This is a genomic window from Pseudomonas putida (assembly GCF_002025705.1).
In the GTDB taxonomy this organism is placed as follows: Bacteria; Pseudomonadota; Gammaproteobacteria; order Pseudomonadales; family Pseudomonadaceae; genus Aquipseudomonas; species Aquipseudomonas putida_J.
In genome coordinates this window covers 4,547,768-4,573,386 of sequence record NZ_CP018846.1, presented here as the reverse complement: position 1 = coordinate 4,573,386, position 25,619 = coordinate 4,547,768, and the positions used below count along the sequence as shown (strand labels likewise).

At 63.7% G+C, this 25,619-nt stretch carries 25 protein-coding genes; 10 read left to right on the top strand and 15 right to left on the bottom strand.

What is annotated here, in order from left to right; translation table 11 throughout:
* Positions 1 to 159: 159 nt before the first annotated feature.
* From tsaB to BUQ73_RS20735, 5 genes are all read left to right on the top strand, one after another.
* Positions 160 to 834, top strand: coding sequence for a tRNA (adenosine(37)-N6)-threonylcarbamoyltransferase complex dimerization subunit type 1 TsaB (gene tsaB, locus BUQ73_RS20755; protein ID WP_079229480.1), 675 nt, complete (start codon positions 160 to 162; stop codon positions 832 to 834).
* A gap of 131 nt (positions 835 to 965) precedes the next feature.
* Positions 966 to 1,253 carry a hypothetical protein gene (locus BUQ73_RS20750; RefSeq protein WP_079229479.1) on the top strand — a complete coding sequence of 96 codons (288 nt, stop codon included), beginning with the start codon at positions 966 to 968 and terminating at the stop codon, positions 1,251 to 1,253.
* A gap of 3 nt (positions 1,254 to 1,256) precedes the next feature.
* A complete protein-coding gene (locus tag BUQ73_RS20745; protein WP_079229478.1) occupies positions 1,257 to 2,126 on the top strand; it encodes a DUF72 domain-containing protein in 870 nt (289 codons plus the stop codon).
* A gap of 28 nt (positions 2,127 to 2,154) precedes the next feature.
* Positions 2,155 to 2,985 (top strand): isocitrate lyase/PEP mutase family protein, encoded by an 831-nt coding sequence (locus tag BUQ73_RS20740; protein WP_079229477.1) that lies wholly within the window; start codon positions 2,155 to 2,157, stop codon positions 2,983 to 2,985.
* 6 nt (positions 2,986 to 2,991) lie between these two features.
* Complete coding sequence (locus tag BUQ73_RS20735) at positions 2,992 to 3,681, top strand: extensin family protein (RefSeq protein WP_079229476.1); 690 nt, start codon at positions 2,992 to 2,994, stop codon at positions 3,679 to 3,681.
* Positions 3,682 to 3,683: 2 nt separating this feature from the next.
* Here the strand turns inward: BUQ73_RS20735 and BUQ73_RS20730 are convergent, their stop codons facing one another.
* On the bottom strand, positions 3,684 to 4,304 hold the full coding sequence (locus BUQ73_RS20730; protein ID WP_079229475.1) for an energy transducer TonB: 621 nt from the start codon (positions 4,302 to 4,304) through the stop codon (positions 3,684 to 3,686).
* A gap of 107 nt (positions 4,305 to 4,411) precedes the next feature.
* Between BUQ73_RS20730 and BUQ73_RS20725 the strand changes: the two genes are divergently transcribed.
* Complete coding sequence (locus BUQ73_RS20725; protein ID WP_079229474.1) at positions 4,412 to 5,194, top strand: class I SAM-dependent methyltransferase; 783 nt, start codon at positions 4,412 to 4,414, stop codon at positions 5,192 to 5,194.
* A 77-nt stretch (positions 5,195 to 5,271) separates the two neighbouring features.
* Here BUQ73_RS20725 and BUQ73_RS20720 read toward each other — a convergent pair whose 3' ends face one another.
* The gene (locus BUQ73_RS20720; RefSeq protein WP_079229473.1) at positions 5,272 to 5,913 is read right to left on the bottom strand and encodes a TetR/AcrR family transcriptional regulator; all 642 of its coding nucleotides are present in this window, start codon (positions 5,911 to 5,913) and stop codon (positions 5,272 to 5,274) included.
* A gap of 168 nt (positions 5,914 to 6,081) precedes the next feature.
* Here BUQ73_RS20720 and BUQ73_RS20715 point away from each other — a divergent pair, with 168 nt between their 5' ends.
* A complete protein-coding gene (locus BUQ73_RS20715) occupies positions 6,082 to 7,182 on the top strand; it encodes an efflux RND transporter periplasmic adaptor subunit (RefSeq protein WP_079229472.1) in 1,101 nt (366 codons plus the stop codon).
* A 6-nt stretch (positions 7,183 to 7,188) separates the two neighbouring features.
* A complete protein-coding gene (locus BUQ73_RS20710; protein ID WP_079229471.1) occupies positions 7,189 to 10,254 on the top strand; it encodes an efflux RND transporter permease subunit in 3,066 nt (1,021 codons plus the stop codon).
* Between the two features lie 120 nt (positions 10,255 to 10,374).
* Here BUQ73_RS20710 and BUQ73_RS20705 read toward each other — a convergent pair whose 3' ends face one another.
* The 3 genes from BUQ73_RS20705 to plsB all read right to left on the bottom strand — a co-directional run bounded on the left by BUQ73_RS20705 (position 10,375) and on the right by plsB (position 14,057).
* Positions 10,375 to 11,061 carry a DUF4197 domain-containing protein gene (locus tag BUQ73_RS20705; RefSeq protein WP_027920052.1) on the bottom strand — a complete coding sequence of 229 codons (687 nt, stop codon included), beginning with the start codon at positions 11,059 to 11,061 and terminating at the stop codon, positions 10,375 to 10,377.
* A 32-nt stretch (positions 11,062 to 11,093) separates the two neighbouring features.
* The gene (locus tag BUQ73_RS20700) at positions 11,094 to 11,492 is read right to left on the bottom strand and encodes a YbaY family lipoprotein (protein ID WP_079229470.1); all 399 of its coding nucleotides are present in this window, start codon (positions 11,490 to 11,492) and stop codon (positions 11,094 to 11,096) included.
* Positions 11,493 to 11,570: 78 nt separating this feature from the next.
* Complete coding sequence (gene plsB / locus BUQ73_RS20695) at positions 11,571 to 14,057, bottom strand: glycerol-3-phosphate 1-O-acyltransferase PlsB (RefSeq protein ID WP_079229469.1); 2,487 nt, start codon at positions 14,055 to 14,057, stop codon at positions 11,571 to 11,573.
* Between the two features lie 231 nt (positions 14,058 to 14,288).
* On the opposite strand from plsB, the gene BUQ73_RS20690 reads away from it, so the two are divergent.
* On the top strand, positions 14,289 to 14,498 hold the full coding sequence (locus BUQ73_RS20690) for a cold-shock protein (RefSeq protein WP_003252255.1): 210 nt from the start codon (positions 14,289 to 14,291) through the stop codon (positions 14,496 to 14,498).
* A 64-nt stretch (positions 14,499 to 14,562) separates the two neighbouring features.
* On the opposite strand, the gene BUQ73_RS20685 is transcribed toward BUQ73_RS20690, so the two are convergent.
* The 6 genes from BUQ73_RS20685 to BUQ73_RS20665 all read right to left on the bottom strand — a co-directional run bounded on the left by BUQ73_RS20685 (position 14,563) and on the right by BUQ73_RS20665 (position 20,967).
* The gene (locus BUQ73_RS20685; protein ID WP_027920049.1) at positions 14,563 to 14,940 is read right to left on the bottom strand and encodes a hypothetical protein; all 378 of its coding nucleotides are present in this window, start codon (positions 14,938 to 14,940) and stop codon (positions 14,563 to 14,565) included.
* A 17-nt stretch (positions 14,941 to 14,957) separates the two neighbouring features.
* Positions 14,958 to 15,770: a putative RNA methyltransferase gene (locus tag BUQ73_RS20680; protein WP_027920048.1), complete on the bottom strand. Its 813-nt coding sequence runs from the start codon at positions 15,768 to 15,770 to the stop codon at positions 14,958 to 14,960.
* Positions 15,770 to 16,921, bottom strand: a complete 1,152-nt coding sequence (gene dapE / locus BUQ73_RS20675) for a succinyl-diaminopimelate desuccinylase (RefSeq protein WP_060484497.1) — start codon at positions 16,919 to 16,921, stop codon at positions 15,770 to 15,772. The genes BUQ73_RS20680 and dapE overlap by 1 nt, the downstream gene beginning before the upstream one ends.
* A gap of 200 nt (positions 16,922 to 17,121) precedes the next feature.
* Positions 17,122 to 17,955, bottom strand: a complete 834-nt coding sequence (locus BUQ73_RS20670) for an IS3 family transposase (protein ID WP_237772777.1) — start codon at positions 17,953 to 17,955, stop codon at positions 17,122 to 17,124.
* Between the two features lie 8 nt (positions 17,956 to 17,963).
* The gene (locus tag BUQ73_RS28765; protein ID WP_237772709.1) at positions 17,964 to 18,323 is read right to left on the bottom strand and encodes a transposase; all 360 of its coding nucleotides are present in this window, start codon (positions 18,321 to 18,323) and stop codon (positions 17,964 to 17,966) included.
* Between the two features lie 52 nt (positions 18,324 to 18,375).
* Positions 18,376 to 20,967, bottom strand: a complete 2,592-nt coding sequence (locus tag BUQ73_RS20665) for a glycosyltransferase (protein WP_079229468.1) — start codon at positions 20,965 to 20,967, stop codon at positions 18,376 to 18,378.
* Between the two features lie 132 nt (positions 20,968 to 21,099).
* Between BUQ73_RS20665 and tcdA the strand changes: the two genes are divergently transcribed.
* On the top strand, positions 21,100 to 21,909 hold the full coding sequence (gene tcdA, locus BUQ73_RS20660; RefSeq protein WP_060512629.1) for a tRNA cyclic N6-threonylcarbamoyladenosine(37) synthase TcdA: 810 nt from the start codon (positions 21,100 to 21,102) through the stop codon (positions 21,907 to 21,909).
* A 161-nt stretch (positions 21,910 to 22,070) separates the two neighbouring features.
* Here the strand turns inward: tcdA and BUQ73_RS20655 are convergent, their stop codons facing one another.
* The 4 genes from BUQ73_RS20655 to BUQ73_RS20640 form a co-directional block, all read right to left on the bottom strand.
* Positions 22,071 to 22,481, bottom strand: a complete 411-nt coding sequence (locus BUQ73_RS20655) for a SufE family protein (RefSeq protein WP_079229467.1) — start codon at positions 22,479 to 22,481, stop codon at positions 22,071 to 22,073.
* Positions 22,478 to 23,683, bottom strand: coding sequence for a cysteine desulfurase (locus BUQ73_RS20650; RefSeq protein ID WP_079229466.1), 1,206 nt, complete (start codon positions 23,681 to 23,683; stop codon positions 22,478 to 22,480). Before BUQ73_RS20650 ends, BUQ73_RS20655 begins: the two co-directional genes overlap by 4 nt.
* Before the next feature lie 81 nt (positions 23,684 to 23,764).
* Positions 23,765 to 24,799, bottom strand: coding sequence for a 2,3,4,5-tetrahydropyridine-2,6-dicarboxylate N-succinyltransferase (dapD, locus tag BUQ73_RS20645; protein ID WP_027920042.1), 1,035 nt, complete (start codon positions 24,797 to 24,799; stop codon positions 23,765 to 23,767).
* A 31-nt stretch (positions 24,800 to 24,830) separates the two neighbouring features.
* On the bottom strand, positions 24,831 to 25,178 hold the full coding sequence (locus tag BUQ73_RS20640; RefSeq protein WP_192858670.1) for an ArsC family reductase: 348 nt from the start codon (positions 25,176 to 25,178) through the stop codon (positions 24,831 to 24,833).
* Positions 25,179 to 25,619: the final 441 nt, after the last annotated feature.

Genomic DNA, 25,619 nt, shown 5'->3' with positions numbered 1-25,619 from the left:
TGCAAAGCAGCCCCCTCGATTTTTGCCGTGTCGCTGACATCCTGGGGCCGCCTTGCGGCCCTTTCCGACCGGTGCTGCGTTCCGACAAGGCCGCTCCCACAGGAGCCGCAGCTGCTCTATAATGCCGCTCTTTTTCCCTAGCACCTGGATACCCGTTCGATGACCACCCTGCTGGCCCTGGATACCGCCACCGAAGCCTGTTCCGTCGCGCTGCTGCATGACGGCAAGGTAACCAGCCATTACGAGGTGATCCCGCGCATGCATGCGCAGAAGCTGCTGCCGATGATCAAGCAGCTGCTGGCGGACTCCGGCGTTGCGCTGAATGCACTGGATGCCATCGCCTTCGGCCGTGGCCCGGGCGCCTTCACTGGTGTGCGCATCGCCATCGGTGTGGTGCAAGGCCTGGCGTTTGCGCTGGAGCGCCCGGTGCTGCCGGTGTCCAACCTGGCCGCGCTGGCCCAGGGCGCGCTGCGCGAACACGGTGTGCAACAGGTGGCAGCAGCCATCGATGCGCGCATGGATGAGGTGTATTGGGGTTGCTACAAGGCCGAAGCCGGCGAGATGCGCCTGCAGGGCCAGGAAGCAGTCCTGCCGCCCGAGCGCGTGGCCCTGCCTGAAAGTAGCAGCGGCGACTGGTTCGGTGCCGGCACCGGCTGGGGCTATGCCGAGCGCCTGGCGGTGCAGGCCAGTGCCAGCAACCCTGCGGCACTGCCCAATGCGCTGGACATCCTCAGCCTGGCCAGCTTCGCCTGGGCGCGTGGCGAGGCAATCGTCGCCGAACAGGCGCAACCGGTTTACTTGCGCGATAATGTAGCCACACCCAAGGCGCGCTGAGTGCTGTTCGTCGGTTATCGCGGTTGACGATAAAACCTTCGGCGCAAACTGTGGTCCAGTTATCACTCGAGCATTAGCGACGGAACTCTGATGCTGCTAAATTGCCATCATTGGTCCTGAGTGCTCACACCATGCGTATCGACGGTTTCTCATCGCAGTCCTACCCGGTCAAGCGCACGCCGCGCAAGGCAGCGGTGCGCGACGAGAGTGTCGACGATGCCGAGCTGATCGAGGAAAGCGAAGTCACCCAGGAGGCAGCTGCTCTTCGTCGTCCGGCAGGCCTGCCGGCGCGCCAGCAGGACATGGTGTTCCCCCGCGCCCGTGACCGGCGCACCGCCACTGCGTTGGCCAGCTACCTCAGCACGGCCGGTTTTACCGATTGGGACATGGAAGTACTGGGGCTCGACCTGTACATTTGAGGGATGAATCCGTCACCCCTGCCTTATTTTGTGGGTTGTCCGTCCTGGAGCGAAAACGCCTGGCGCGATTACCTGTATCCCGCCGACGCCACCAGTAATGAAATGCTTGGCTATTACAGCCAGGTGTTCAACGCCGTCGAGGGCAACACCACCTTCTACGCCCGCCCTTCACCCGGCACTATTGCGCGCTGGGCGCAGGTCATGCCTGCGCACTTCCGCTTCACTGCCAAGTTTCCCGGGGACATCAGCCACGAGGGGGACCTGCGTGACCAGCTGGAACCTGCCTTTGATTTCACCCGTCTGATGGCGCCTCTGGGCCAGCGTGTATCGCCGTACTGGCTGCAGTTGCCGGCCAGGTTCAGCCCCGCACGGCTCGGCGAGTTGTGCCACTTCCTTGATGAAATCGGCGTGCCGGTGGCCGTGGAGGTGCGCAACCCGGCGTTCTTCGCCAAGGGCGAGGAAGAGCGGTTGCTCAACCGCCTGTTGCACGAGCGTGGCGTGGAGCGCATCTGCCTCGACCCCCGCGCCCTGTTCAGTTGCACCTCTCGTGACCCCGCCGTGCTGCACGCGCAGTCGAAAAAGCCCAAGGTGCCACCGCGCCCCGCTGCCTTCAGCCAGCACCCGCAGGTACGCTTCATCGGTCATCCGGAGCTTTCGGCCAACGAAACCTTCCTCACTCCATGGGTGGACAAGGTAGCCGCCTGGATCGAGGAAGGGCGCAGCCCTTATGTGTTCCTGCACACCTCCGACAACCGCCTGGCCGCCGCACTGGCTCAGCGCTTCCACCAGCGGCTGATGGCCCGTTTGCCTGGCCTGGCACCTTTGCCTGAATTGCCGCGCGCCCCCGAGGTCGAACAACTGGGGCTACTCTGACCATTCCCTGCCCCCGGAGGTTGTGACCATGGATGTACAGACCCTGCGAGCCGAAGCCTTCAAGGCACTGCACGAGCGCGATGGCGCTTTCGTCATCCCCAACCCCTGGGATGCAGGCTCTGCCAAGCTGCTGGCCAGCCTCGGCTTCGAAGCGTTGGCCACCACCAGTGCGGGCCTGGCCTTCAGCCTCGGGCGGCCGGATGCCGAAGGCGCCTTGAGCCTTGACGAAACCTTGGAAAATGCCGGGGTGATCGTCGATGCCACACCTTTGCCGGTGGCCGCCGACCTGGAAAACGGCTTCGGTGATCTGCCCGAGGACTGCGCACAGACCATCCTGCGTGCCGCCGAAACGGGGCTGGTCGGCGGTTCGATCGAAGATGCCAGTGGCCGGGCCGACGCTCCGATCTATGACTTCGAACTGGCCGTGGCACGGGTACGGGCTGCTGTGCAAGCCGCCCGCAGCTTGCCATTCCCGTTCACCTTGTGTGCCCGTGCGGAAAACCTGCTGCACGGGCGCATGGACCTGGACGACACCATCCTGCGCCTGCAGGCCTTCGCCGAAGCGGGTGCCGACGTGCTCTATGCCCCCGGGCTGCGCAGTGTCGATGAGGTGCGCGCGGTGGTACAGGCCGTGGCGCCGAAACCGGTCAACGTGCTGATGGGGCTGGCCGGTGTGCCGCTGAGCGTCAATCAGTTGCAGGACCTGGGTGTGCGCCGCATCAGCGTTGGCTCGTCGCTGGCCCGTGCGGCGCTGGGCGCGCTCCAGCGCGCGGCACTGGAAATCCGTGATCAGGGCACCTTCAGCTACGGCGAACAGGCTTTGCCATTCTCCCAGCTCAACGACCTGTTCCGCCGCTGAGGCATGATGCGCGCAGTGATGCTGCTGTGCGGGGTGCTGTTGGTAACGGCGGCCCTGGCCTGGCAACTCGGCTGGCGCCTGCCGGATGCCTGGAACCCTTGGGCGACCCTGGATGTAAGCCAGCCGCCGAACTGGCTGACACGCTACAAGCTGTCGCGGCTGCGCAACGACCCAAGTCTGTGCCGCCAGACGCTGGAAAGCTCTGGCCTGCGCTACCGTGCGCAAGCCGACAGCCCGGCATCGGCCAGTTGCCCATTGCAGAACGTATGGCGTATCGAGCAAGGCCAAGCCCGGCTAAGCAGCAGTTTTCTCGCCAGTTGCCCATTGGCTGTAGCGTATGCACTGTTCGAGCAGCATGGGCTGCAAGCGGCTGCGCAGCGGGTATTCGGCCAGCCTGTTGCTCAGGTGGATCACCTGGGCAGCTTTGCCTGCCGCAATGTCTACAACCGCAAGCAGGGGCGCCTGAGCCAGCACGCCACGGCCAACGCGCTGGATATCAGCGGCTTTCGCCTGCAGGACGGTCAGCGCATCGTGCTGGCGCGGGACTGGCAGGCGGGCGGGCAGAAGGGTGACTTTCTAAGGCAGGTGCGGCAGGCGGCCTGCGACAGTTTCAGTACCGTGCTGGGGCCGGACTACAACGCCGCTCACCACAATCACTTTCATCTGGACATGGGGCGCTGGCAGGTTTGCCGCTGATCTCAGGCGTGCACGCGTACGTTGTTCAGCACCACCGGGCGTGCCCAGTGCATGTCGAATTCCAGCTCATTCTGCTGCTTGGCCATGGTCGCCTCGTCGTACGGCTCCGGCGCAGGGGCGAGCAGGTCCATCTCGAATTCGGCTATCGGCAGGTGCAGCGGACGGGGGGAGGGGGCCGGGCCGGGTTCTGCGAGCGGGTGGCCCTGGCTCATGACAACGGGGCGCAGCCAGTTGTTGCTGATGTCGAGCTGGCGCTGTTGCTGGATCATTTCGGCAACGCTGAACGGCTCCGGCGCCGGCTCAAGCAAATTGGCCTCGAGCTCGGCCTTGGGCAGGAACAGTGGCTCGGGCGGCGCGACGATGGTGTCCTGCACCGGGCAGGCGCGTTGGGTTTCGATCATGGCCAGGGCCTTGGCCCCGCCGATCGGCTCGCCGCTGGCCTGGTCGTACTGGACCAATGCCTGGCTGACGCTGTCGGGTTCTTCCGCTTGCTGTTCGGCCATCGCGCGGGCAAAGAAATCCTGCCACAGGTGGCTGACGCCCCCGAGTGCCTGGGTATTTTGCCGACCGTAGTTGCCGACAGGCGACAGGTAGGTCAAACCGATGGGAAGAGTTTCTGACATGGCAGTCGTGCGCGCTGTGCTCTGGCAGAATAGCGGGATATTGCCTGTATCGGCCGTGGCCGATGATTCATTAAGGGCTTCTTCAATTTTTTCGGGTACGGGTTGCGATGCAAGAGCAGGAACAGGGCACAGGTCTGAGGGTCGAGGCGTTAGCACCGGAATATGCCGCGCAGGCCAACGCATGGGCCGAGCGCCTGGGGCTTCCACTGGTGGATGACGCGGCCGGGTTTGCCGTGCAGGTCGGCGCTGACGGCTTACAGATCCAGCAACTCGGGCCGCAGGCGCCGGGGCCGGTGCGCGTGGACTTTGTAGAGGGCCAAGCGGCACATCGTCGCCAGTTCGGCGGTGGCAACGGGCAGATGATTGCCAAGGCGGTCGGTATCGCCCAGGGCGTGCGCCCCCAAGTGCTGGATGCTACGGCAGGCTTGGGCAAGGACGCGTTCGTGCTGGCCAGCCTGGGTTGCCAGATGACCCTGATCGAGCGCCAGCCGCTGATTGCGGCGCTGCTCGAGGATGGCTTGGCGCGGGCCAGGGCCGATGATGAAGTAGGGCCGATCGTCGGTCGCATGCGCCTGCTTACCGGTAACGCCATTGAACGCATGCGTGCATGGGAGGGCGAGTCGCCGCAGGTGATCTACCTCGACCCGATGTTCCCGCATCGCGACAAGAGCGCATTGGTGAAGAAAGAAATGCGGGTGTTCAGGCCTCTGGTCGGTGATGACATGGATGCACCGGCCCTGCTCGAAGCAGCCTTGGCGCTGGCCAGCCACCGGGTGGTGGTGAAGCGGCCACGCAAGGCACCGATCATCGACGGGCCGAAGCCGAGCCATAGCCTGGAAGGCAAGTCGAGCCGGTATGACATTTATCCAAAGAAGGCCCTGAAGGCCTGATCACTGCACGCTCCTACAGGTACTGCGCGGTCCCTGTAGGAGCGGCTTTAGCCGCGAAGGGGCCGTCACAGGCTGACTCAGGCCTTGAACGCCCGGATGAACACCCCGACCACTTCGCGCACATGTGCCTCGGCGTCATCCCCTTCCAGAGGCTCTGCACAGCCCAGTAGCAAGCGGTAATCCGGCGCGCCCTTGACCAGGCAGAAGAAGTGCTCCGCCGCACTCAACGGATTTGCAATCCGTAGCAGCCCGCGCTCGTCGATCCCGCGCAACAGCGCTTCCATCCCCGCCAGTACGCGCTTGGGCCCGGCTTCGTAGAAGTACTCGCCAAACCTGGGGTCCTGGCTGCCCAATGCCATGATCAGGCGGCTGAGCTTGACCGCCTCGTCGCTGCTGATCAGCGCCTGGAAGCTACGGCCGATATTCAGCAGCACTTCCTCCACCGGCGCACCTTCCGGGTACTCGAACATCAGGTCGGGTAACTGATTCTGGCAGGTCGCCATGACCGCCGAGCCGAACAGCGTCTGCTTGTCGGTGAAGTGGCTGTAGACCGTGAGCTTTGAAACACCTGCCGCCGCAGCGACCGCATCCATGCTGGTGTTGGCATAGCCAAGGCTGAGGAACAGGGCCTTGGCGGCTTCGAGGATGGCCTCGCGCTTGGCCAGGTCCTTGGGCCGCCCCGGGCCGTTGGGTGCGTCGTTGGACATTGGAATCCGCATCTGGTTGAAGGGGCGCCCATCTTACCGGCTCGCACGGCTCCCGGCTGCAGGTCGCGACCATCGTTAATGTTGATTTTCTTTCCGACGCCGGCTTCCCGGCCTCGGTTCCCTGACTTAATATACTCGCCAGTATAAATATTCGATGTGCACTTCGCGAAAGGATTCATCATGTTGCGCCATGCCTTGTCCCTCGCCCTGCCCGCTACTGCCGCGCTGTTGCTGGCAGCCTGCGGCCAGGAAGCCGCCGCGCCTGCCGCGCCGCGCCCGGCCCTGGTGGTCCAGCCGCAGCCGGCCGAAGCCGCTGCCGACAGTTACCCCGGCGAAGTGCGCGCGCGCTTCGAGCCGGAGCTGGCCTTCCGCATTGGCGGCAAGGTCAGCAAGCGCCTGGTGGAGGAGGGGCAGCGAGTCAGGGCCGAGCAGCCGCTGGCCGAGCTCGACCCACAGGACGTGCGCCTGCAACTGGAGGCCAACCGCGCCCAGCTGACGGCAGCCGAAGCCAACCTGTCGCTGGTGCGCACCGAACGCGACCGCTACCAGAAGCTGCTGGATCGGCAGATGGTCAGCCATTCCCAGTATGACAACGCAGAAAACCTCTACCGCGCTGGCCTGGCCCGCCTGAAGCAGGCCAAAGCTGAATACGACGTGGCCGGCAACCAGGCTGATTACGCGGTGTTGCGTGCGCCGCAGGCAGGCCTGATCGCCAAGCGTCAGGTTGAAGTCGGCCAGGTGGTTGCAGCCGGGCAAACCGTGTTCACACTCGCCGCCGATGGTGAGCGTGAAGTGGCCATTGGTCTGCCGGAACAGCAGTTCGCCCGCTTTGTCGTGGGCCAGGATGTCAGCATCGAATTGTGGTCGCACCCCAACCAGCGCTTCCCGGGGCGTATTCGCGAGCTGTCACCTGCGGCCGACCCGCGTTCACGCACCTTCGCCGCACGGATTGCCTTCAGCTCGGCCAAGGTGCCAGCCGAACTGGGCCAGAGTGCGCGCGTGTTCATTGCCCATGACGGGGTGATTCCACTGGCAGTGCCGTTGTCGGCAGTCACCGCCGAAAACGGCCAGGCCTATGTCTGGCGCGTCAACAAGGACAGCCGCCTGGAGCGGGCCATGGTGCGCCTTGGCCCTTATGGCAGTGAAACCGTGCCGGTGCTCGAAGGCCTTGCCCCAGGCGACTGGGTGGTCGCCGCCGGCGGCCATGTGCTGCGCGAGGGGCAAGAGGTGCGGCCGGTGGACCGCACCAACCGTGTGGTGAACCTGACGGTCAAGGAGTAAGTCCCGATGGGTTTCAACCTTTCCGCCTGGGCGCTGCGCAATCGCCAGATCGTCCTGTTCCTGATGATTCTGCTGGCTGCCATTGGCGCGATGTCCTACACCAAGCTGGGGCAGAGCGAAGATCCGCCATTCACCTTCAAAGCCATGGTCATCCGTACCCTGTGGCCCGGCGCCACGGCCGAGGAAGTCTCGCGCCAGGTCACCGAACGCATCGAGAAGAAGCTGATGGAGACCGGCGAGTACGAGAAGATCGTCTCGTTCTCGCGCCCGGGTGAGTCGCAGGTGACCTTCATGGCCCGCGATTCGCTGCACTCCAAAGACATCCCCGAGCTGTGGTACCAGATCCGCAAGAAGGTCGCGGATGTTCGCCACACTTTGCCACCAGAGATTCAGGGGCCGTTCTTCAACGACGAATTCGGCACCACCTTCGGCAATATCTATGCGCTGACCGGCGCCGGTTTCGATTACGCGGTGCTCAAGGACTATGCCGATCGTATCCAGATCCAGCTGCAGCGGGTCAAGGACGTGGGCAAGGTCGAGCTGATAGGCCTGCAAGACGAGAAGATCTGGATCGAGCTGTCCAACCTCAAGCTGGCCACCCTGGGTGTGCCACTGGAGGCGGTGCAGCAGGCGCTGCGCGAGCAGAATGCGGTAAGCACCGCCGGTTTCTTCGAGACTCCCAGTGAGCGCTTGCAACTGCGTGTGAGCGGGCGCTTCGACAGCGTTGATGAGATCCGCCAGTTCCCCATCCGGGTGGGCGATCGCACCTTCCGCATCGGCGATGTGGCCGACGTGCACCGTGGCTTCAACGACCCGCCTGCGCCACGCATGCGCTTCATGGGCGAGGACGCCATTGGCCTTGCAGTGTCGATGAAGGATGGCGGCGACATTCTGGTGCTGGGCAAGGCGTTGGAGGGTGAGTTCGAGCGCCTGGCGCGCAACCTGCCGGCTGGCATGGAGCTGCGCAAGGTGTCGGACCAGCCTGCAGCGGTCAAGGCCGGTGTCGGCGAGTTCGTCCAGGTGCTGGTCGAGGCGCTGGTGATCGTGCTGCTGGTGAGTTTCTTCTCCCTCGGCCTGCGCACTGGCCTGGTGGTGGCCCTGGCCATCCCCCTGGTACTGGCCATGACGTTCGCCGCCATGCACTACTTCGGCATCGGCCTGCACAAGATCTCGCTGGGCGCGCTGGTGCTGGCATTGGGGCTGCTGGTGGATGACGCGATCATTGCCGTGGAGATGATGGCGATCAAGATGGAGCAGGGCTTCGACCGCCTCAAAGCGGCGAGCTACGCCTGGACCAGCACCGCCTTCCCGATGCTTACCGGCACGCTGATCACGGCGGCGGGCTTCCTGCCGATCGCCACGGCGGCATCAAGCACCGGCGAGTACACCCGCTCGATCTTCCAGGTGGTGACCATCGCGTTGCTGACCTCGTGGGTCGCGGCCGTGGTCTTCGTGCCTTACCTGGGTGAACGGCTGCTGCCGGACCTGGCCAAGCTGCATGCCGCCCGCCATGGCAAGGACGGGCATGCCCCCGACCCGTACGGCACGCCGTTCTACCAGCGCGTGCGGCGTGTGGTGGAGTGGTGCGTGCGGCGGCGCAAGACGGTGATCCTGCTGACCATTGCCGCCTTTGTTGGCAGCATCCTGCTGTTCCGCTTCGTGCCCCAGCAGTTTTTCCCTGCTTCCGGGCGCCCGGAGCTGATGGTCGACCTGAAGCTCGCCGAAGGCGCCTCGCTGGCCAATACCGCCGAGCGGGTCAAACAGCTCGAAGCATTGCTCAAGCAGCAGGACGGCATCGACAACTACGTGGCCTACGTGGGCACTGGTTCACCTCGCTTCTACCTGCCGCTGGACCAGCAACTGCCGGCGGCCAGCTTTGCCCAGTTCGTGGTACTGGCCAAGTCGATGGAAGACCGCGAGCGCCTGCGCAGCTGGCTGATCGACACCGTCGACCAGCAGTTCCCCGACCTGCGCGCTCGTGTCACACGCCTGGAGAACGGCCCGCCCGTGGGCTACCCGGTGCAGTTCCGGGTTACCGGCGAGCATATCGAGAAGGCCCGTGCCCTGGCCCGCGAAGTGGCGGACAAGGTGCGTGAGAACCCGCATGTGGTCAACGTGCACCTGGATTGGGAAGAGCCGAGCAAGGCGGTATTCCTCGAGATCGATCAGGACCGCGCCCGCGCCCTGGGCGTGAGTACCGCACAGCTGTCGAGCTTCTTGCAGAGCTCGCTGACCGGCACCACGGTCAGCCAGTACCGCGAGGACAACGAACTGATCGAGATCCTCCTGCGTGGCACCCCGCAGGAGCGTGGCGAACTGGGCAACCTCGGCAGCCTGGCGTTGCCTACCAACAATGGCCAGAGCGTGGCGCTGTCGCAGGTGGCAACGCTGGAATATGGCTTCGAGGAAGGCATCATCTGGCACCGCAACCGCCTGCCGACGGTGACCGTGCGTGCCGACATTTATGACAAGGAGCAGCCGGCCACCCTGGTGAAGCAGATCCTGCCGACCTTGCAGGAAATCAAGGCCAAGCTGCCGGATGGCTACCTGCTGGAAGTGGGCGGCACGGTGGAAGACTCGGAGCGCGGGCAGAAGTCGGTGAATGCCGGCATGCCGCTGTTCATCGTGGTGGTGCTGAGCCTGCTGATGATCCAGCTGCGTAGCTTCTCGCGCACGGTGATGGTGTTCCTCACCGCGCCGTTGGGGCTGATTGGCGTGACCCTGTTCCTGCTGGTGTTCCGCCAGCCGTTCGGCTTCGTTGCCATGCTCGGCACCATTGCCCTGGCGGGGATGATCATGCGCAACTCGGTGATCCTGGTGGACCAGATCGAGCAGGATATCGCCTCGGGGCTGGACCGCTGGCAGGCGATCATCGAGGCCACGGTGCGGCGCTTCCGGCCGATCGTGCTGACCGCGTTGGCGGCGGTGCTGGCAATGATTCCGTTGTCCAGAAGTGTGTTTTATGGGCCGATGGCGGTGGCGATCATGGGTGGTTTGATCGTGGCCACGGCGTTGACACTGTTGTTCTTGCCGGCTTTGTATGCGGCATGGTTCAGGGTCAAGAAAGGCTGAAGATCGCGGCGGAGGGCTTTGCCCTCCTTTCGCGACACAAGGCCGCTCCTACAGGGAAACGCGATCGCCTGTAGGAGCGGCCTTGTGTCGCGAAAGGGCTGCGTAGCAGCCCCAGGGGCCTCAAAGGGCGCCGAACACCTTCTTGGCCAGGCTGGTTGCTGCCTGTGCCGGGTTCTGGCGAATACTCTCTTCCTGCTTGGCAATCATCTCGAACAGGCCGTCCAGCGCTTTCTCGGTCACGTAGTTCTCGATGTTCGCGTCATCCTTGATCAGCCCCAGGCCTTTGGCCTGGCCGGCAAAGGCGTTGTACTGCTGGGCGACACCGACCTTGTCGGTGGCCTGCTTGACGATCGGCAGGAACTTGGCGCGGATCTGCTCGCGGCTGCTCTTGTTCAGGTACTGGGTAGCCGAATCCTGGCCGCCGCTGAGGATGCCCTTGGCGTCGGTCACGGTCATCTTCTTCACGGCATCTACCAGAATCGCCTGGGCCTGCGGCACGGCGGCCTCGGCAGCCTTGTTCATGCTGGTTTCCAGAGCTTCGACCTGATCACCCTTGCCAAACATCTTCATGGCCTTGGCGGCTTTGCCGAGGTTACCCGGCAGCTCGATGCGCACATCGGGGTTGTTGCTGAAGCCACCTGGCGTGCTCAACTGCTTGACGGCAATCTGCGCGCCCTGGGTGAGGGCGTCCTTCAGGCCACCGGTGGCGTCGGACTGGCTCAGGTCGCCGAGCGACAGGGCCAGGGCACTGGCCGACAGCAGCAGGCCGGCGCACAGGGTAGTGAAGCGCAGGGAGGCGCGAATCATGGGTATTTCCTTATCGATGAAGTGGGGCGTGCTCAGCGCACCGGGTCGACTTTGACCCGTACCGGCTGCTGGTCGCTGCCGTCGAGGGCGACGCCGTGGTGTTCGGTGTTGATGAACAGCAGTTTGCCGCCCAGTTCGATCCGCGCGCTGACCGCGTAGCGGTGGCCGGGCTTGACCTGGGCCGGGTCGTAGGTGAGGTGGAACGGCAGTGGCACGTTGCCTTTGACCGGGCCGGCCTGGCGGGCCAGGGTTACGGCGGGGGCGTCCATCAGCGACACGTCCTGCAACTCGACGCTCAAGGTGGCGGCAGGTGGAAGGGCGATGCGCTGCAGGTAAAAGACTTCGCCATCCAGGCTGGCCTGGTTGGACGGGGTGTGGCTGGAACAGGCTGCGAGCAGGGATGCGCAACACAGCATAAAGAGCTTTTTCATGGAATCTCCGGTGTGTCCTTGGAGTTGGCTTGTGGCCAACCCCAGGGACTTTAGCGGATTTTCCAGGCAGATGGGGGTTCAGATGGCAGCGGTGGCCAGCGAGTCCTCACGGTGCAGCGCAACCTGGCGGATCGACAGGCGTAGCTCGGCAGAAAGCACCCGCTTGGCCACACCTTCGGCCAACTCGCCAAGCTTGTCGTGGTAACCCAGCTTGCCGTTGCCGTCCGGGCGCAGCACGCCTTGTTCGATCAGGGTCTGAATGAAGTGGCGGAACAGCGTCTTGTCGAAGAACTCCGGGGCATTCAGGCCATGCAGGATTGACAGGCGCTGGGCCATCATCACGCACAGGTCTTCCAGCTCTTCGGCGCTGAGGCTGTTTTGCCCGCTGTTGAGCAGCAGCGAAGTGGCCATGTAGAAGCGCTGCAAGGTCTGGGTGATGGTGCGCGCAAGCAGGGTCAGCAGGACGAACTGCCGTGAGCTCGGCGCCGGGCGCAAGTACACGTCGTTCTCCTGGCGCAGCAGGCCCTGTTCGACCAGTGCCGCAAGCCACTGGTCGATGACCTCGTCCAGTTGCTCCGGTGCCCAGCGCAGGAACAGTTCGGCCTGCAGGTACGGATAAAGTGCGTGGACATACTGGCCGAGCAGTTCGCGGCTCATCCGCGAGCTGCTGTGGAAGAAACTCGCCAGCAGGGCGGGCAGGGCGAAGATGTGCAGCACGTTGTTGCGGTAATAGGTCATCAGTACCGCGTTGGCTTCATCCAGATAGAGGATGCGGCCCAGGGCGTCCTTCTGCTCGGCCAGCAGGTCCATGCCGCGGACATGCTCGATCAGTGCCTGGCCGTCACCTTCGGGCAAGGTGGTGTGCTCGGAGTACGGCACCCGGCGCAGCAAGGCCAGGTACAGGTCGAGCACGCGGGTCAGGGCGCGCTCGTCCAGCGCCAGGCGGCTGGTGGACAGCAGTGCCAGGGCCACCAGGTTGACCGGGTTGACCGCTGCTGCCTCGTTGAGGTGACGGGCCACGGTTTCGCCCAGGCGGGTGGTGGCTTCGTTCAACCAGGCCGGGCGGAACTGCGGGCCCAGTTCCTGCTCGCGCCAGCCGGGTTGCTGCGCGTCGAGGAAGCCGGCCAGGCGGATGGGCTCGCCGAAGTTGACGTACACCTGGCCGAAGCGCTGCTTCAAAGCACCGATGACCTTGAAGATGTCGAAGATCGACTCCTTCTTCTTGCTCGCCCCGCGCAGTTCGCCCAGGTAGGTTCGCCCTTCCAGCACCCGCTCGTAGCCGATGTACACCGGCACGAACACGATCGGTGTGCGCGACGAGCGCAGGAAGCTGCGCAGGGTGATCGCCAGCATCCCGGTACGCGGCTGCAGCATGCGCCCGGTGCGCGAGCGCCCGCCTTCGACGAAGTATTCGACCGGGAAGCCCTTGGTGAACAAGGTGTGCAGGTATTCATTGAACACTGCGGTGTACAGCGGATTGCCCTTGAACGTGCGGCGCATGAAGAAGGCACCGCCACGGCGCAGCAGGCCGCCAATCACCGGCATGTTGAGGTTGATGCCGGCGGCGATGTGCGGTGGCGTCAGGCCGTTGCGGAACAGCAGGTAGGACAGCAGCAGGTAGTCGATGTGGCTGCGGTGGCAGGGCACATAGATCACTTCGTGGCCCGGTGCAATGCCCTGCACCTGCTCGATGTGGTTGACCTTGATGCCGTCGTAGATCTTGTTCCAGAACCAGCTCAGTACCACTTCGAGGAAGCGGATCGCGGTGTAGGTGTAGTCCGAGGCGATTTCGTTGCCATAGCGCAGCGCCTGGGCTTCGGCCTTGGCCATCGGCATGTTCTCGCGCAGGGCTTCGTCGGCGATGGCCTGGCGGACCAGTGGCGCATGCACCAGGCCCTTGACCAGGTTGCGCCGGTGCGAGATGTCCGGGCCGATCACTGCGCTCTTGAGGTTGCGAAAGTGCACGCGCATCAGGCGCTGGGCCATGCGCACGGTGCGCTCGTGGCCCTTGTTGTGCTGCACCAGTTCGCGCAGGTGGATCGGTGCAGAGAACTGTACGCGGGTCTTGCGCCCCAGAATCAGCACGGTCAGCAGCCGGCGCAGGCGCCCGGTCACGGCCCAGCTGTCGGCAAACAGCAGTTTCCATGGGCTGTTTTCACTGGCCGGGGTCTGCCCCCAGAACACACTGACCGGAATGATCTGCGCGTCTTCCTCGGCGTGCTGGCTGATGGCGGCGACCAGGCGTTCCAGGGTCGGCGGGGCGCCGCGTTTGTCCTGGCGACCGAGCCAGTCCGGGTCCGGCGTCAGGTAGAAGAACGCAGCAGGTTCATGCAGCGGGCCGACCGCAACCGGCAAGACCGGGCGTGGAAGCCCCGCCTTGGTGCATTCATGGTCGAGCACCGCCAGGTCGGTGAGCGACGGCGAGGGCAGGGCGTAGAACACCGGGCGGCTGCGGTCGAGCTGGAGCGTCAGGGACGATTGGTTGATGGTCTCGGAGCGCACCCACAGGTACATCAGGCGACGCAGGGCGCCGAAGATCAGGCGGCGCAGGGGGGAACGGGTCATGGGGTGAGTGCCCTGGGAATGAATTTCTGAGAATAGACAGCCATTTAGTCTGCCGTATCGGCGCAAGTTCAGCAAAATTCGGTAAATAGCGCGACGGTCATGAAATTTTTTTGTTCTGTGTCATATACTCGGCCTGCCACTTGCAGGATATTTCGGCAAGCGGCGTCGACATAGGGAGGACACCCTGTGTCTACAAGGCGATCTTCACAATAAAAATCCGGAGTAGTTCAGATGTCGTCTCGTGAGACTGGGAATGTTAAGTGGTTCAACGATGCCAAAGGTTATGGCTTCATTCAGCGCGAAGGTGGGGCGGATGTGTTCGTCCACTATCGGGCGATCCGCGGTGAGGGGCATCGTACCCTGGTCGAAGGGCAGCGGGTGGAATACGCCTGCGTGCAGGGCCAGAAAGGCCTGCAAGCCGAGGACGTAGTCGGGCTCTGAGCCTCAAGTGGTAAGCCTCAAGCTGCAAGTTGACCGTGTAACTTGCAGCCTGAAGCAACCGGTTTCAGCTAGTACGCCAGGTGATTTCCTCTTCACCGTCGGCACTGATGCGGACCCAGCGATCGGCATCTTCTTCACCGTCTTCCTCGACCCAGCCACCCGGCGCACAACGCACTTCGACGTTAAGTGCGGCGAACGCCGCGCGGGCGCAGGCGACATCATCGGGCCATGGGGTCTGGTCGCTTTCCAGGTACAGGCTGTTCCATTTCCCTACAGCTTTGGGTAACCAGGTGACCGGGATGTTACCGGCCTGGCATTTGAAGGTCTGTCCTTTCTGCTTCCATTCGCTGCACGGGCCGATCGCCTGGCTGAGCCATTCGGCAATCTGCTTGTGATCGACGTCGGCGTCCTTCAGGTAAATCTCGATATCGGGTTGGCGCATAAGGGCTCCGGGTGTGCTCAGTGCTGGCGCACGAAATAGTCATAACGCATGGAAACCGTGACCGCGAACGGCTCGGGCTGGTCGATTACCCGGGCGCGCTTCTCGGCGCTGGCGCGCCAGCCGTGCGGGGTCATCGCCAGCAGGTCGGCACGGGCCTTGGGTTCGGCCAGGCTCAGGCGGAACTCAAGGGTTTCGCTGTGAGCGTGGGCCATGCCTTGCGGCACCAGGGCCAAGTGCTTGTCGTCGGCATAGGGGCGCACTTCATCGTAGAGCACTTCGCGCAGTTCCATCAGGTGGCCGCTGGTCGGGCCCACGCGCATCAGGCCGCCGCCCGGGCTGAGCAGGCGCTTGGCCTCGTCCCAGTCCAGTGGGCTGAACACGCTGGCTATGAACTGGCAGCTGGCATCGGCCAGCGGCACGCGGGCCATGCTGGCGACCATCCAGGTGACCTCGGGCGCACGGCGGCAGGCGCGCTTGACCGCCTCGCGGGAGATGTCCAGCGCATAGCCATCGGCGGCCGGCAGGGCCTGGGCGATCTGCGCGGTGTAGTAACCCTCGCCGCAACCGATGTCCAGCCAGGCGCCTGGTTGGCGCTCGGCGGCAAGCTCGGCCAGGCGCTGGGCTACCGGGGCGTAGTGGCCGGCATCGAGGAAATCGCGGCGGGCTTCGACCATGGCCTGGTTGTCGCCCGGATCACGGCTGTTCTTGTGCTGCACCGGCAGCAGGTTCAGGTACCCCTGACGGGCACGGTCGAAGCGGTGGCCAGCCGGGCACACCACGCCATTGTCGAGCCGCGACAGGGCCGCCTGGCAGAGAGGGCAGGCGAGCATCAGGCGAGCAACCGAACCAGGGTCTGGTAGTAGATTTCGGTCAGCAGGTCGAGGTCGCTGGCCAGGATCCGTTCGTCGACCTGGTGGATGGTGGCGTTGACCGGGCCGAGTTCGACCACCTGAGTGCCCATGGTGGCAATGAAGCGGCCATCGGAGGTGCCGCCGCTGGTCGACGGCTGGGTGTCGCGACCGGTGACGCCCTTGATGCTGGCCGCCACCGCGTCGAGCAGTTCGCCCGGCTCGGTGAGGAACGGCAGGCCCGACAGCGCCCAGTCGACCGACCAGTCCAGCTCGTGCTTGTCGAGGATCGCCGAGACCCGCGCCTGCAGGCCCTCGACGGTCGACTCGGTAGAGAAGCGGAAGTTGAACAGCGCGGTCAGCTCGCCCGGGACCACGTTGGTGGCGCCGGTGCCGGAATTGAGGTTGGAGATCTGGAAGCTGGTCGGCGGGAAGAACGCGTTACCTTCGTCCCAGTGCTCGGCAGCCAGTTCCGCCAGGGCCGGGGCGGCCAGGTGGATCGGGTTGCGCGCCAGGTGCGGGTAGGCTACGTGGCCTTGCTTGCCGCGCACGGTCAGCTTGGCGCCGAGCGAGCCGCGACGGCCGTTTTTTACCACATCACCGAGCAGGGTGGTGCTCGATGGCTCGCCGACGATGCACCAGTCCAGGCGCTCGTTGCGCGCTTTCAGGCGCTCGACCACGGCCTTGGTGCCGTGGTGGGCCGGGCCTTCCTCGTCGCTGGTGATGAGGAAAGCCACCTTGCCGCGGTGGCCCGGGTAATCCTTCACGAAGCGTTCACTGGCGATCACCATCGAGGCCAGGCTGCCTTTCATGTCGGCGGCGCCGCGGCCGCAGAGCATGCCGTCGGCGTCGATCAGCGCTTCGAATGGTTCGTGCTGCCATTGTTGCACCGGGCCAGTGGGGACCACGTCGGTGTGGCCAGCGAAGCACAGTACCGGGCCGTCCTGGGTACCGTGGGTGGCCCAGAAGTTGTCGACGTCTTCAATGCGCATCGGCTCCAGCTGGAAGCCCACGGCGCCCAGGCGGTTCATCATCTGTGCCTGGCAGTCGGCATCGACGGGGGTGACCGAGGGGCGGCGGATCAGGTCGCAGGCCAGTTGAAGGGTAGGCGAGAGCTCGGCTGGGGCCGTCATGGGGAACTCCGGGGCAAGGCAAGGCGGGGAAATCTGAGGGGCGTTATCTTATATCAAACAGCATTACCATTGGGGCCGCTGTGCGGCCCTTTCGCGACACAAGGCCGCTCCCACAGCAATTGCACAGGCCTGTTGGGCTGCGGATTTCCCTGTAGGAGCGGCCTTGATCTGGTCAAGTAATTTTGGACACCGGTTAAGGTTCATGCCGCTGCCCTGAGCTTTTCCTCCATAGCTACCGGGGTCTCGTAGCCGTTGTAGCTGTGGAGACGCTTTAGGTTGTAGCGCACCAAATAAGCCATGATGTCGGCTTTAGCTTCAGCTTCGGATTCATAGCCTCCTGCTGGCACCCATTCTGATTTCAATGCCCCGAAGAATCGCTCCATGGCCGCATTGTCCCAGCATTGGCCACGGTGGCTCATGCTCTGTTTCAAGCTGCACTCTTCAAGTACAGCCCTGAATTTATGGCTGGTGTACTGACAACCTTGATCTGAATGAAACATCACGCCCGTAGGCTTGCCTCTGGACTCAGACGCCATGCGCAGCGCGTCACAGGCCAACTTGGCATCAGCAGTCATTGAAAACGCCCAGCCCACAACTCGGCGTGCGTACAAGTCGATTACTGCGGCCAAGTACAGCCAACGTCTGCCAACCTGAATGTAAGTCACATCGCCACACCAGACCTCGTTGATCGTTGAAACCTTGAAGTTTCGCTTCAGTTGGTTTTCCGCAATCAGTGCTTCCGTGCCTGATGACCGATACCGGTGTGGCCTACGCTGCCGGCATTTCAGGCCAGCTTCACGCATAAGCGCACGCACTTTGTAACGCCCAACCACATGGCCTTCACGCCGCAGTTCTTGCATCAACGTGCGTGAACCCGCGGAGCTTCGTGACGCCATGAAGTGATTGATTACACGCGAGCGTAGAGCATCCCTGCCGGGATTCTCACGCCCTTGGCGTTTGCGCCATGCATAGAAACTACTGCGTTTGACCCCAAGCACACGACAGCAGTCGACAACACCGTATTGCTCACTCAGCTCGTTGATCAGCGAGAACGATCTTTGGAGTCCCGAAGCAGGAGAGCACTGGCCTTTTTTAGGATTTCGATATCCCGATCCTTTTGACGAACCAATGCTTCCAGCTCTTCGATACGTTGCTGCTCCGGAGTGATGGCTTTGGCTCCAGTCGGAACCTTACCCTCTCTCTCCTGGCGTACCTGCTCAACCCAACGGCGAAGGGCTGTACGGCCAATCCCGAGGATTTCGCATACCTCAGGAACTGACTGGCCACCGTCCAGGACCATTTCGGCAGCTTGGATTTTGTGTTCTTTCGAATAAGACTTGCGCACTGATTTTGCCTCCAATTGGGCGCCATCATAGCGCCCGATGAAGGTGTCCAAAATCATTAGGCCAGTTCACCTTGTGTCGCGAAAGGGGCGCAAAGCGCCCCCGGCGTTCTCAAGCCTGTTGCGCTTCGGCAGCCTTTTCAGCGGGCTTGGGCAGTGACGACAGAAACGCCATCACCAACGCCGCCACATAAGGCAGCGACTGCACCAGCAACATCGCCACCCAGAAACGCATGTCCGAACTCGGCAGCCCCTGCACCAGGCAGATCCCGGCCGCTGCGCCCCACAACAGCAACATGATGAACAGCTCTTCCCTCGCTTCGGAAAGCGCCACCAGCAGACCATGGCTGTCGGCATTCTTCGGTGTGCGGAAGAACGGCATGCTACTGGTGAAGAACCCGTACAGCACCGCCTTGGCGATGGTATGCGACAACGCAAGCCCCGCCAGTGCCGCGGCAAAGGCATCCTTGAGGTTCACCCCCACCGCGCGGCGGTACAGGAAGATGATCTTGCCGACCTTGAAGAAGAACAGCGCCAGCGGCGGGATGGCGAAGATCATCAGCGGCGGGTCGACCCGGTGCGGCACGATGATCATCGCGGCCGACCACAACAGGGCGCCGACAGTGAAGAAGATGTTCATGCCATCGGCGATCCATGGCAGCCAGCCGGCCAGGAAGTGATAGCGCTGGCCACGGGTCAGCTCGCTGTTCTTGCCGCGCAGCAGGGCACTGGCGTGGTGCTTGATGATCTGGATGGCGCCATAGGCCCAGCGGAAGCGCTGCTTCTTGAAGTCGATGAAGGTGTCGGGCATCAGGCCCTTGCCATAGCTGTTGTGCGAATAGGCGGCCGACAGGCCTTTCTCGAACACCCGCAGGCCCAGCTCGGCGTCTTCGCAGATGCACCACTCGGCCCAGCCCAGCTCTTCCAGCACGCTGCGCCGGGTCATGGTCATGGTGCCGTGCTGGATGATCGCATCACGGTCGTTGCGGGTGACCATGCCGATGTGGAAGAAGCCCTTGTACTCGCTGTAGCAGAGCTTCTTGAAGGCACTTTCGTTCTGGTCGCGGTAGTCCTGTGGCGACTGCACCACGGCAATCTTCGGGTCGGCGAAGTGCGGCACCATGTGCTTGAGCCAGTTGCGGTCGACGCAGTAGTCCGAGTCGATCACCGCGATCACTTCGGCGTCCTTGGCGGTGTGCGGGATCAGGTAGTTCAGCGCGCCGCCCTTGAAGCCGGCCAGGGGCGCGACGTGGAAGAATCTGAAGCGCTCGCCGAGCTTTTCGCAGTGGGCCTTGAGCGGCTCCCACACGGCAGGGTCCTTGGTGTTGTTGTCGATCACCAGTACTTCATAGTCCGGGTAATCCAGCGCAGCGAGGGCGTCGAGGGTCTGTTTGACCATCTCTGGTGGCTCGTTGTAGCACGGCACATGCACCGACACCTTGGGCCGGTAGGCACTGTCGCCCTGCACCGGCAGGAATTCGCGTCGGCGTTTGAGGGTCCACACCGCTTCGGCCAGTTCGTGGGCTTCGGTCATCAGCACGATGAACACGCCCAGCGCGCCGAGCGCCAGCAGCACGCCGACCGTGAGGCTGAACCAGGTGCTGTATTGCTGGCTGTAGTCATAGGCAATCCACACCAGCACCGACCCGCACAGGAAGGTGATGAAAGTGAGGAAGGTGCGGCCGCGCTGGCGCAGGGCCGAGCCGTCGATCAGCAGCACGGCCAGGGCGATCATCGCCAGGACCACCGAGGCGACCGCCAGGGCCCGCCACTGCGGGATGGCCACCACCGGCCCCTCGAAGTTGAACTTCTGCTGGCGCTCGGCGTTGTAGACGCCCCAATAGGCGCCCACCGAGCCTTCGTCGTTGGCCTTCCAGGGCTGGTCGTAGGCCTCGATGACAAAGTAGTTGTAGCCACGGCGGTTGAGGGTGTTGACCAGGGTGCGCAGGTAGATGGCCTGGTCAGCCTGGGTGGCGTCAGCGCCGCCGCGCATGCGGCCGTTGCTTGGCCAGCCGACTTCCGACAGCAGCAGCGGCTTGTGCGAGAACTGGTGGCGCAGTTCGCGGGCGCGGTCGAGGACGAACTGCACCGAGTCTTTCATCGGCACGAACTCCCAGTAAGGCAGGATGTGCGCGGCGATCAGGTCGACGTGCTTGGCCAGTTCCGGGTGTTCCTTCCAGATATGCCACTGCTCACTGGTGGTGACCGGCACCTTGACCGCGGCACGGACGCGATCGAGGTAGGCGATCAGCTCTTCAGGCGTGACTTCTTCGCGGAACAGCGCTTCGTTGCCGACCACCACCCGCACCACGCTGCGTGAATGGTTGGCCAGCTCGATGCCTTTTTCGATTTCGCGCTCGTTGCGCTCCAGGTCTTTGCTGATCCAGATGCCCAAGGTCACCCGCAGGCCGAATTCTTCAGCCAGCCGCGGGATCTCTGCTTGGGTGCCCTCGACGGTGTAGATACGAATGTTGTCGGTGAGCTTGTTCATCTGCTCCAGGTCCTGACGTATCTCGTCATCGCTGGGGTATTGGCCCTTTTGCGGGCTCTCCCCGAGGCGGAATGGCGAGTACGAGAAGCCGGAGATCTGTTCCGGCCAGGCAGGTGCGGAGACCGGGCGATTGATCAGGGCCCAGAACCCGGTGAACAGCGCGGCGATGGCCAGGACCACCACCAGGTTGAGGCCGAATTTGCGTGATGACATTGTGGTCCGCTTCTGTCTGAGTCGTGGGATATTAAAGCAGTAATGGCAGGGTCTTTTCTAACGATGGAGGTCAAAGTGGGCACTGGCCTATAATGCGCGCCGTTTTTTGCGTCAGAGCCCAGGGGTATCGACATGAGCACAGAAGATCCACGCTTTGCCGGCGTTGCCCGGTTGTACGGCGACGAGGGCCTGCAGCGTCTGAGCAACGCCCATGTGGCGGTCGTCGGCATCGGCGGGGTCGGCTCGTGGGCGGCCGAAGCCCTGGCGCGCAGTGGTGTGGGTGAAATCACCCTGTTCGACCTGGACGATGTTTGCGTCAGCAACACCAACCGCCAGGCCCATGCCCTGGAAGGCCAGGTGGGAAGGCCCAAAGTTGAGGTCATGGCCGAGCGCCTGCGGGCGATCAATCCGGCGATCACTGTGCACGCGGTGGCGGATTTCGTCACCCGTGAGACCATGGCCGAGTACATCACCGAGCAGATGGATGCGGTGATCGACTGCATCGACAGTGTGATGGCCAAGGCCGCGCTGATTGCCTGGTGCCGGCGCCGCAAGATCGCCATCGTCACCACCGGTGGTGCGGGCGGGCAGATCGACCCGACACAGATCCAGGTCGGTGACCTCAACAAGACCTTCAACGACCCGCTGGCCTCGCGGGTGCGCTCGACCCTGCGCCGGGACTACAACTTCTCGCGCAATACCAGCCGCAATTATGGCGTGCCGTGCGTGTTTTCCAGCGAGCAGCTGCGCTATCCCAAGGGCGATGGCAGTGTCTGCCTGCAGAAGAGTTTCGTCGGCGAAGGCGTGCGCCTGGACTGCGCGGGGGGCTTTGGTGCGGTGATGATGGTGACTGCGACCTTTGGCATGGTGGCGGCGAGCAAGGCGATCGAGAAACTGGTGGCCGGGGCGCGACGGCCTTCGGAGCGGGTCAAACCTGAGTAAGCATTCTCAGGCCTACTCGGTCCTTGTAGGAGCGGCCTTGTGTCGCGATGGGGCGCGCAGCGGCCCCGGCAATTTTCGCGGCGTAGCTGAAAATGTGGGGCCGCTGCGCGCCCCATCGCGACACAAGGCCGCTCCTACAGGGAGCAGTGTAAGTCTTGGATTTAGCGGTTGGAGGCCAGCTCCGCCATCCGCAGCAATACCGCATGCAGCCCATTGCTGCGCGATGGCGACAATTGCCGCTCCAGACCAAGCTGGGTAAACCAGTCGCGCAGGGCCAGCCCGGCCAATTCCGCACTGCCAAGCCCTTGTACCCGGGCCAGCAGGAGTGCCAGCAACCCCCGCAACAAGCGCGCATCACTGCCCGCCTTGAATCGCCACTGGCCTTCGACTTGTTCAGCCACCAGCCACACCAGGCTTTCGCAGCCATGCACGCGATTAGCTTCGACTTTCTCGGCCTCGCTCAGTGGTTCCAGCCGATCGCCCCATTGCATCAACAGCCGCGCCCGCTGCTCCCAGCCGCGAGCCAGCTCGAAGCTGGCCAATGCCTCCTGGGCCTGAACCGGCAAGCTCATCGCAACAACTCCAGGCCCTGATCAAGCGCCTCAAAGAATCGTTGCAGGTCGTCACTGTCGTTGTACAACCCCAGCGACACCCGAATCGCCCCTTCCAGCCCCAGTCCCTTCAGCAGCGGCATGGCGCAGTGATGCCCGGCACGTACGGCAATGCCTTGCTCGGTCAGCATATGGGCGATGTCGGCGTTGTGTACGCCGTCGATGACGAAGCTGGCCAGGGCCGTCTGAGGTGTGCCGAGGACGCGCACACCCTCGCGGTCGGCCAGGCCACGCAGCAGGTGCTGATGCAGGCTGGCTTCGTGGGCCTCGACAGCATGGCTATCGAGGCTGGCCAGGTAATCCAGCGTTGCGCCCAGCCCGATCACCCCCGCAATCGGCGGGGTGCCAGCTTCGAAGCCCAAAGGTGCGGGGCGGAAGCTGGCGCTCTGGTAATCGGCCATTTGCACCATTTCACCGCCAAACTGCCAGTGGCGCAGCAGCTGCAGGGCCTGGCTGCGCCCGTACAGCACCCCGACGCCTTCCGGCCCATACAACTTGTGGCTCGAGAACACGTAGAAGTCGCAGCCCAACGCCTGTACATCATGGCGGCCATGGACCACGCCCTGGGCGCCATCGACCACGGTCAGTGCGCCTTGTGCGTGGGCATGGGCCAGCAGTGCAGGCAGCGGCTGCCAGGTGCCGAGTACGTTGGACAGCTGGCTGACGGCGAGCACGCGGGTGCGCGGCCCGATCAGCTGCAGCGCCTGCTCCAGGTCGATGCGGCCATGTTCGTCCAGCGGCAGTATCACCAGGCGCATGTCGCGGCGCCGGGCCAGTTGCTGCCAGGGCAACAGGTTGGCGTGGTGCTCCAGCGCGCTGATGGCAATTTCGTCGCCCGCTTCGAAACGGTGTTCCAGGCCATAGGCCAGCAGGTTGAGCGCCGATGTTGCGCCATGGGTGAAGATGATCTGCCGTGAGTCTGCGGCATTGAGCCAGGCGGCCACCTTTTCGCGGCTGGTCTCGAAGGCCTGGGTCGCGAGTGCGCCGGGCAGGTGCTGAGCGCGATGCACGTTGGCGGCGCCGTGGCCGTAGTAATGGCTCAGGGCATCGAGCAACGCCTGGGGCTTCTGGGTGGTGGCGGCGCTGTCCAGGTAGGTCTGGTGCTGCCGTTGCAGGGCGGCGATAGCGGGGAAATCGGCGCGCCAGGGGGAGGGCTGGAACATGTTCGCGGGGCCTGGAATGAAAATCGGGTCTGGCGCATGCACGCCAGACCCGATCTTAACACTTCAAACCTTGGAAGGTTCTCAGTTGTGGGCGTGCAGCGCCTCGTTCAGCTCGATGGCCGATTTGTGGGTCTTGCATTCCACGGCGCCGTTCAGCGAGTTGCGGCGGAACAGCAGGTCGGTCTGGCCGGCCAGGTCACGAGCCTTGACCACTTTTACCAGCTCGTTGTTCTCGTCCAGCAGGTTCACCTTGGTGCCAGCGGTGATGTACAGGCCGGCTTCGACGGTGTTGCGGTCGCCCAGCGGAATGCCGATACCGGCGTTGGCGCCGATCAGGCAGCCTTCGCCGACCTTGATGACGATGTTGCCGCCACCGGACAGGGTGCCCATGGTGGAGCAGCCGCCACCCAGGTCCGAGCCCTTGCCGACGAATACGCCAGCGGACACGCGGCCTTCGATCATGCCCGGGCCTTCGGTGCCAGCGTTAAAGTTGACGAAGCCTTCGTGCATGATGGTGGTGCCTTCGCCGATGTAGGCACCCAGGCGGACACGGGCGGTGTCGGCGATGCGCACGCCGGCCGGGACCACGTAGTCGGTCATCTTCGGGAACTTGTCCACCGAGAACACTTCCAGCAGTTCGCCCTTCAGGCGCGCTTCCAGTTGCAGTTCGGCCAGTTCGCTGAGGTCCACGGCACCCTGGTTGGTCCAGGCCACGTTCGGCAGCAGCGGGAAGATGCCGGCCAGGCTCAGGCCGTGCGGCTTGACCAAACGGTGCGACAGCAGGTGCAGCTTGAGGTAGGCCTCTGGGGTCGAGGCGAGCGCGGCGTCTTCGGCCAGCAGGGTGGCGACCAGCGGCTTGTGGCTTTCAGCCAGGCGGGTCAGCAGGGCAGCCTGAGCGGCATCGACGCCTTTCAAGGCTTCGGCCAGCTGGGCGGCCTGGGCGTTGCTGAAGGCGATGGCCTGGTTGCCACCTTCGTAGCCGAGGATCGGCGCTACCGCGGCAACCAGCTCGGCGCTCGGGTTGAGCAGGGGTTGTGCATAGAACACTTCCAGCCAGGTGCCCTGGCGGTTCTGGGAGCCGACACCGAAGGCCAGGCTGAACAGGGTATTGGACATGTGATTACCTCGTGCGAAATAGGGTGGGCGCTCAGGCCAGCGCGGCGGCGTACAGGTCGGGCTTGAAGCCGACCAGGGTGCGACCGCCCAGGTCGAGCACCGGGCGCTTGATCATCGACGGCTGGGCGTGCATCAGTTCGACGGCCTTGGCCTGGTCGAGGTCGGCCTTGCTGGCGTCGTCGAGCTTGCGGAAGGTGGTGCCGGCACGGTTGAGGATGACTTCCCAGCCGTGTTCGTCGCACCAGCGGTTGAGGCTGTCGCGGTCGATGCCTTGGGCCTTGTAGTCGTGGAATTCGTAGGCGATGGCTTTTTCTTCGAGCCAGGTACGCGCTTTTTTCATGGTGTCACAGGCTTTGATGCCGTAGAGCGTATAGGTCATTGTGTACATTGAGGCCACAGGCTGCCCCAATCTCTCCATTTCCGAATGTCAGTCGCGGGATTATGCGGGAACGATTGGGTGAGCGCCACGGGGTGTGCATGTCTTGCGACTTTTGGTGCCTGTGAATCCGTGCGCCGCCCGCGCGGCGCATCGCGGATGAATCCGCTCCTACATCTGTTGCAACGTGCCGAACCTGTCACGCCATGGTTGCCAGCCCTGGCGCATGTCTTGAGCCCTACGAGCAGGGCTGACAACCATGGCCTCACAGGCATGGCCACGTTGCAACAGATGTAGGAGCGGATTCATCCGCGATGCGCCGCGCGGGCGGCGCTTGATCTCAGCACGTCAACAATCTCCCAGGCATGCCCCTTCAGCTTCTACAAGCTCAAACCCGGTAACCCCTCCAAGTATCATCGTGTTACATATTCATCCACCACCTGC

Bases quoted from the DNA above. Each gene is read 5' to 3' on its own strand.
- tsaB (WP_079229480.1), top strand. From the start codon at position 160: ATGACCACCCTGCTGGCCCTGGATACCGCCACCGAAGCCTGTTCCGTC.
- BUQ73_RS20710 (WP_079229471.1), top strand. From the start codon at position 7,189: ATGGGTTTCAACCTTTCCGCCTGGGCGCTGCGCAATCGCCAGATCGTC.
- plsB (WP_079229469.1), bottom strand. From the start codon at position 14,057: ATGACCCGTTCCCCCCTGCGCCGCCTGATCTTCGGCGCCCTGCGTCGC.
- BUQ73_RS20735 (WP_079229476.1), top strand. From the start codon at position 2,992: ATGCGCGCAGTGATGCTGCTGTGCGGGGTGCTGTTGGTAACGGCGGCC.
- BUQ73_RS20640 (WP_192858670.1), bottom strand. From the start codon at position 25,178: ATGACCTATACGCTCTACGGCATCAAAGCCTGTGACACCATGAAAAAA.
- BUQ73_RS28765 (WP_237772709.1), bottom strand. From the start codon at position 18,323: ATGATTTTGGACACCTTCATCGGGCGCTATGATGGCGCCCAATTGGAG.
- dapD (WP_027920042.1), bottom strand. From the start codon at position 24,799: ATGTCCAATACCCTGTTCAGCCTGGCCTTCGGTGTCGGCTCCCAGAAC.
- tcdA (WP_060512629.1), top strand. From the start codon at position 21,100: ATGAGCACAGAAGATCCACGCTTTGCCGGCGTTGCCCGGTTGTACGGC.
- BUQ73_RS20750 (WP_079229479.1), top strand. From the start codon at position 966: ATGCGTATCGACGGTTTCTCATCGCAGTCCTACCCGGTCAAGCGCACG.
- BUQ73_RS20730 (WP_079229475.1), bottom strand. From the start codon at position 4,304: ATGTCAGAAACTCTTCCCATCGGTTTGACCTACCTGTCGCCTGTCGGC.
- BUQ73_RS20740 (WP_079229477.1), top strand. From the start codon at position 2,155: ATGGATGTACAGACCCTGCGAGCCGAAGCCTTCAAGGCACTGCACGAG.
- BUQ73_RS20705 (WP_027920052.1), bottom strand. From the start codon at position 11,061: ATGATTCGCGCCTCCCTGCGCTTCACTACCCTGTGCGCCGGCCTGCTG.
- BUQ73_RS20745 (WP_079229478.1), top strand. From the start codon at position 1,257: ATGAATCCGTCACCCCTGCCTTATTTTGTGGGTTGTCCGTCCTGGAGC.
- BUQ73_RS20685 (WP_027920049.1), bottom strand. From the start codon at position 14,940: ATGCGCCAACCCGATATCGAGATTTACCTGAAGGACGCCGACGTCGAT.
- BUQ73_RS20650 (WP_079229466.1), bottom strand. From the start codon at position 23,683: ATGTTCCAGCCCTCCCCCTGGCGCGCCGATTTCCCCGCTATCGCCGCC.
- BUQ73_RS20700 (WP_079229470.1), bottom strand. From the start codon at position 11,492: ATGAAAAAGCTCTTTATGCTGTGTTGCGCATCCCTGCTCGCAGCCTGT.
- BUQ73_RS20665 (WP_079229468.1), bottom strand. From the start codon at position 20,967: ATGTCATCACGCAAATTCGGCCTCAACCTGGTGGTGGTCCTGGCCATC.
- BUQ73_RS20725 (WP_079229474.1), top strand. From the start codon at position 4,412: ATGCAAGAGCAGGAACAGGGCACAGGTCTGAGGGTCGAGGCGTTAGCA.
- BUQ73_RS20720 (WP_079229473.1), bottom strand. From the start codon at position 5,913: ATGCGGATTCCAATGTCCAACGACGCACCCAACGGCCCGGGGCGGCCC.
- BUQ73_RS20715 (WP_079229472.1), top strand. From the start codon at position 6,082: ATGTTGCGCCATGCCTTGTCCCTCGCCCTGCCCGCTACTGCCGCGCTG.
- BUQ73_RS20680 (WP_027920048.1), bottom strand. From the start codon at position 15,770: ATGCTCGCCTGCCCTCTCTGCCAGGCGGCCCTGTCGCGGCTCGACAAT.
- BUQ73_RS20690 (WP_003252255.1), top strand. From the start codon at position 14,289: ATGTCGTCTCGTGAGACTGGGAATGTTAAGTGGTTCAACGATGCCAAA.
- BUQ73_RS20655 (WP_079229467.1), bottom strand. From the start codon at position 22,481: ATGAGCTTGCCGGTTCAGGCCCAGGAGGCATTGGCCAGCTTCGAGCTG.
- dapE (WP_060484497.1), bottom strand. From the start codon at position 16,921: ATGACGGCCCCAGCCGAGCTCTCGCCTACCCTTCAACTGGCCTGCGAC.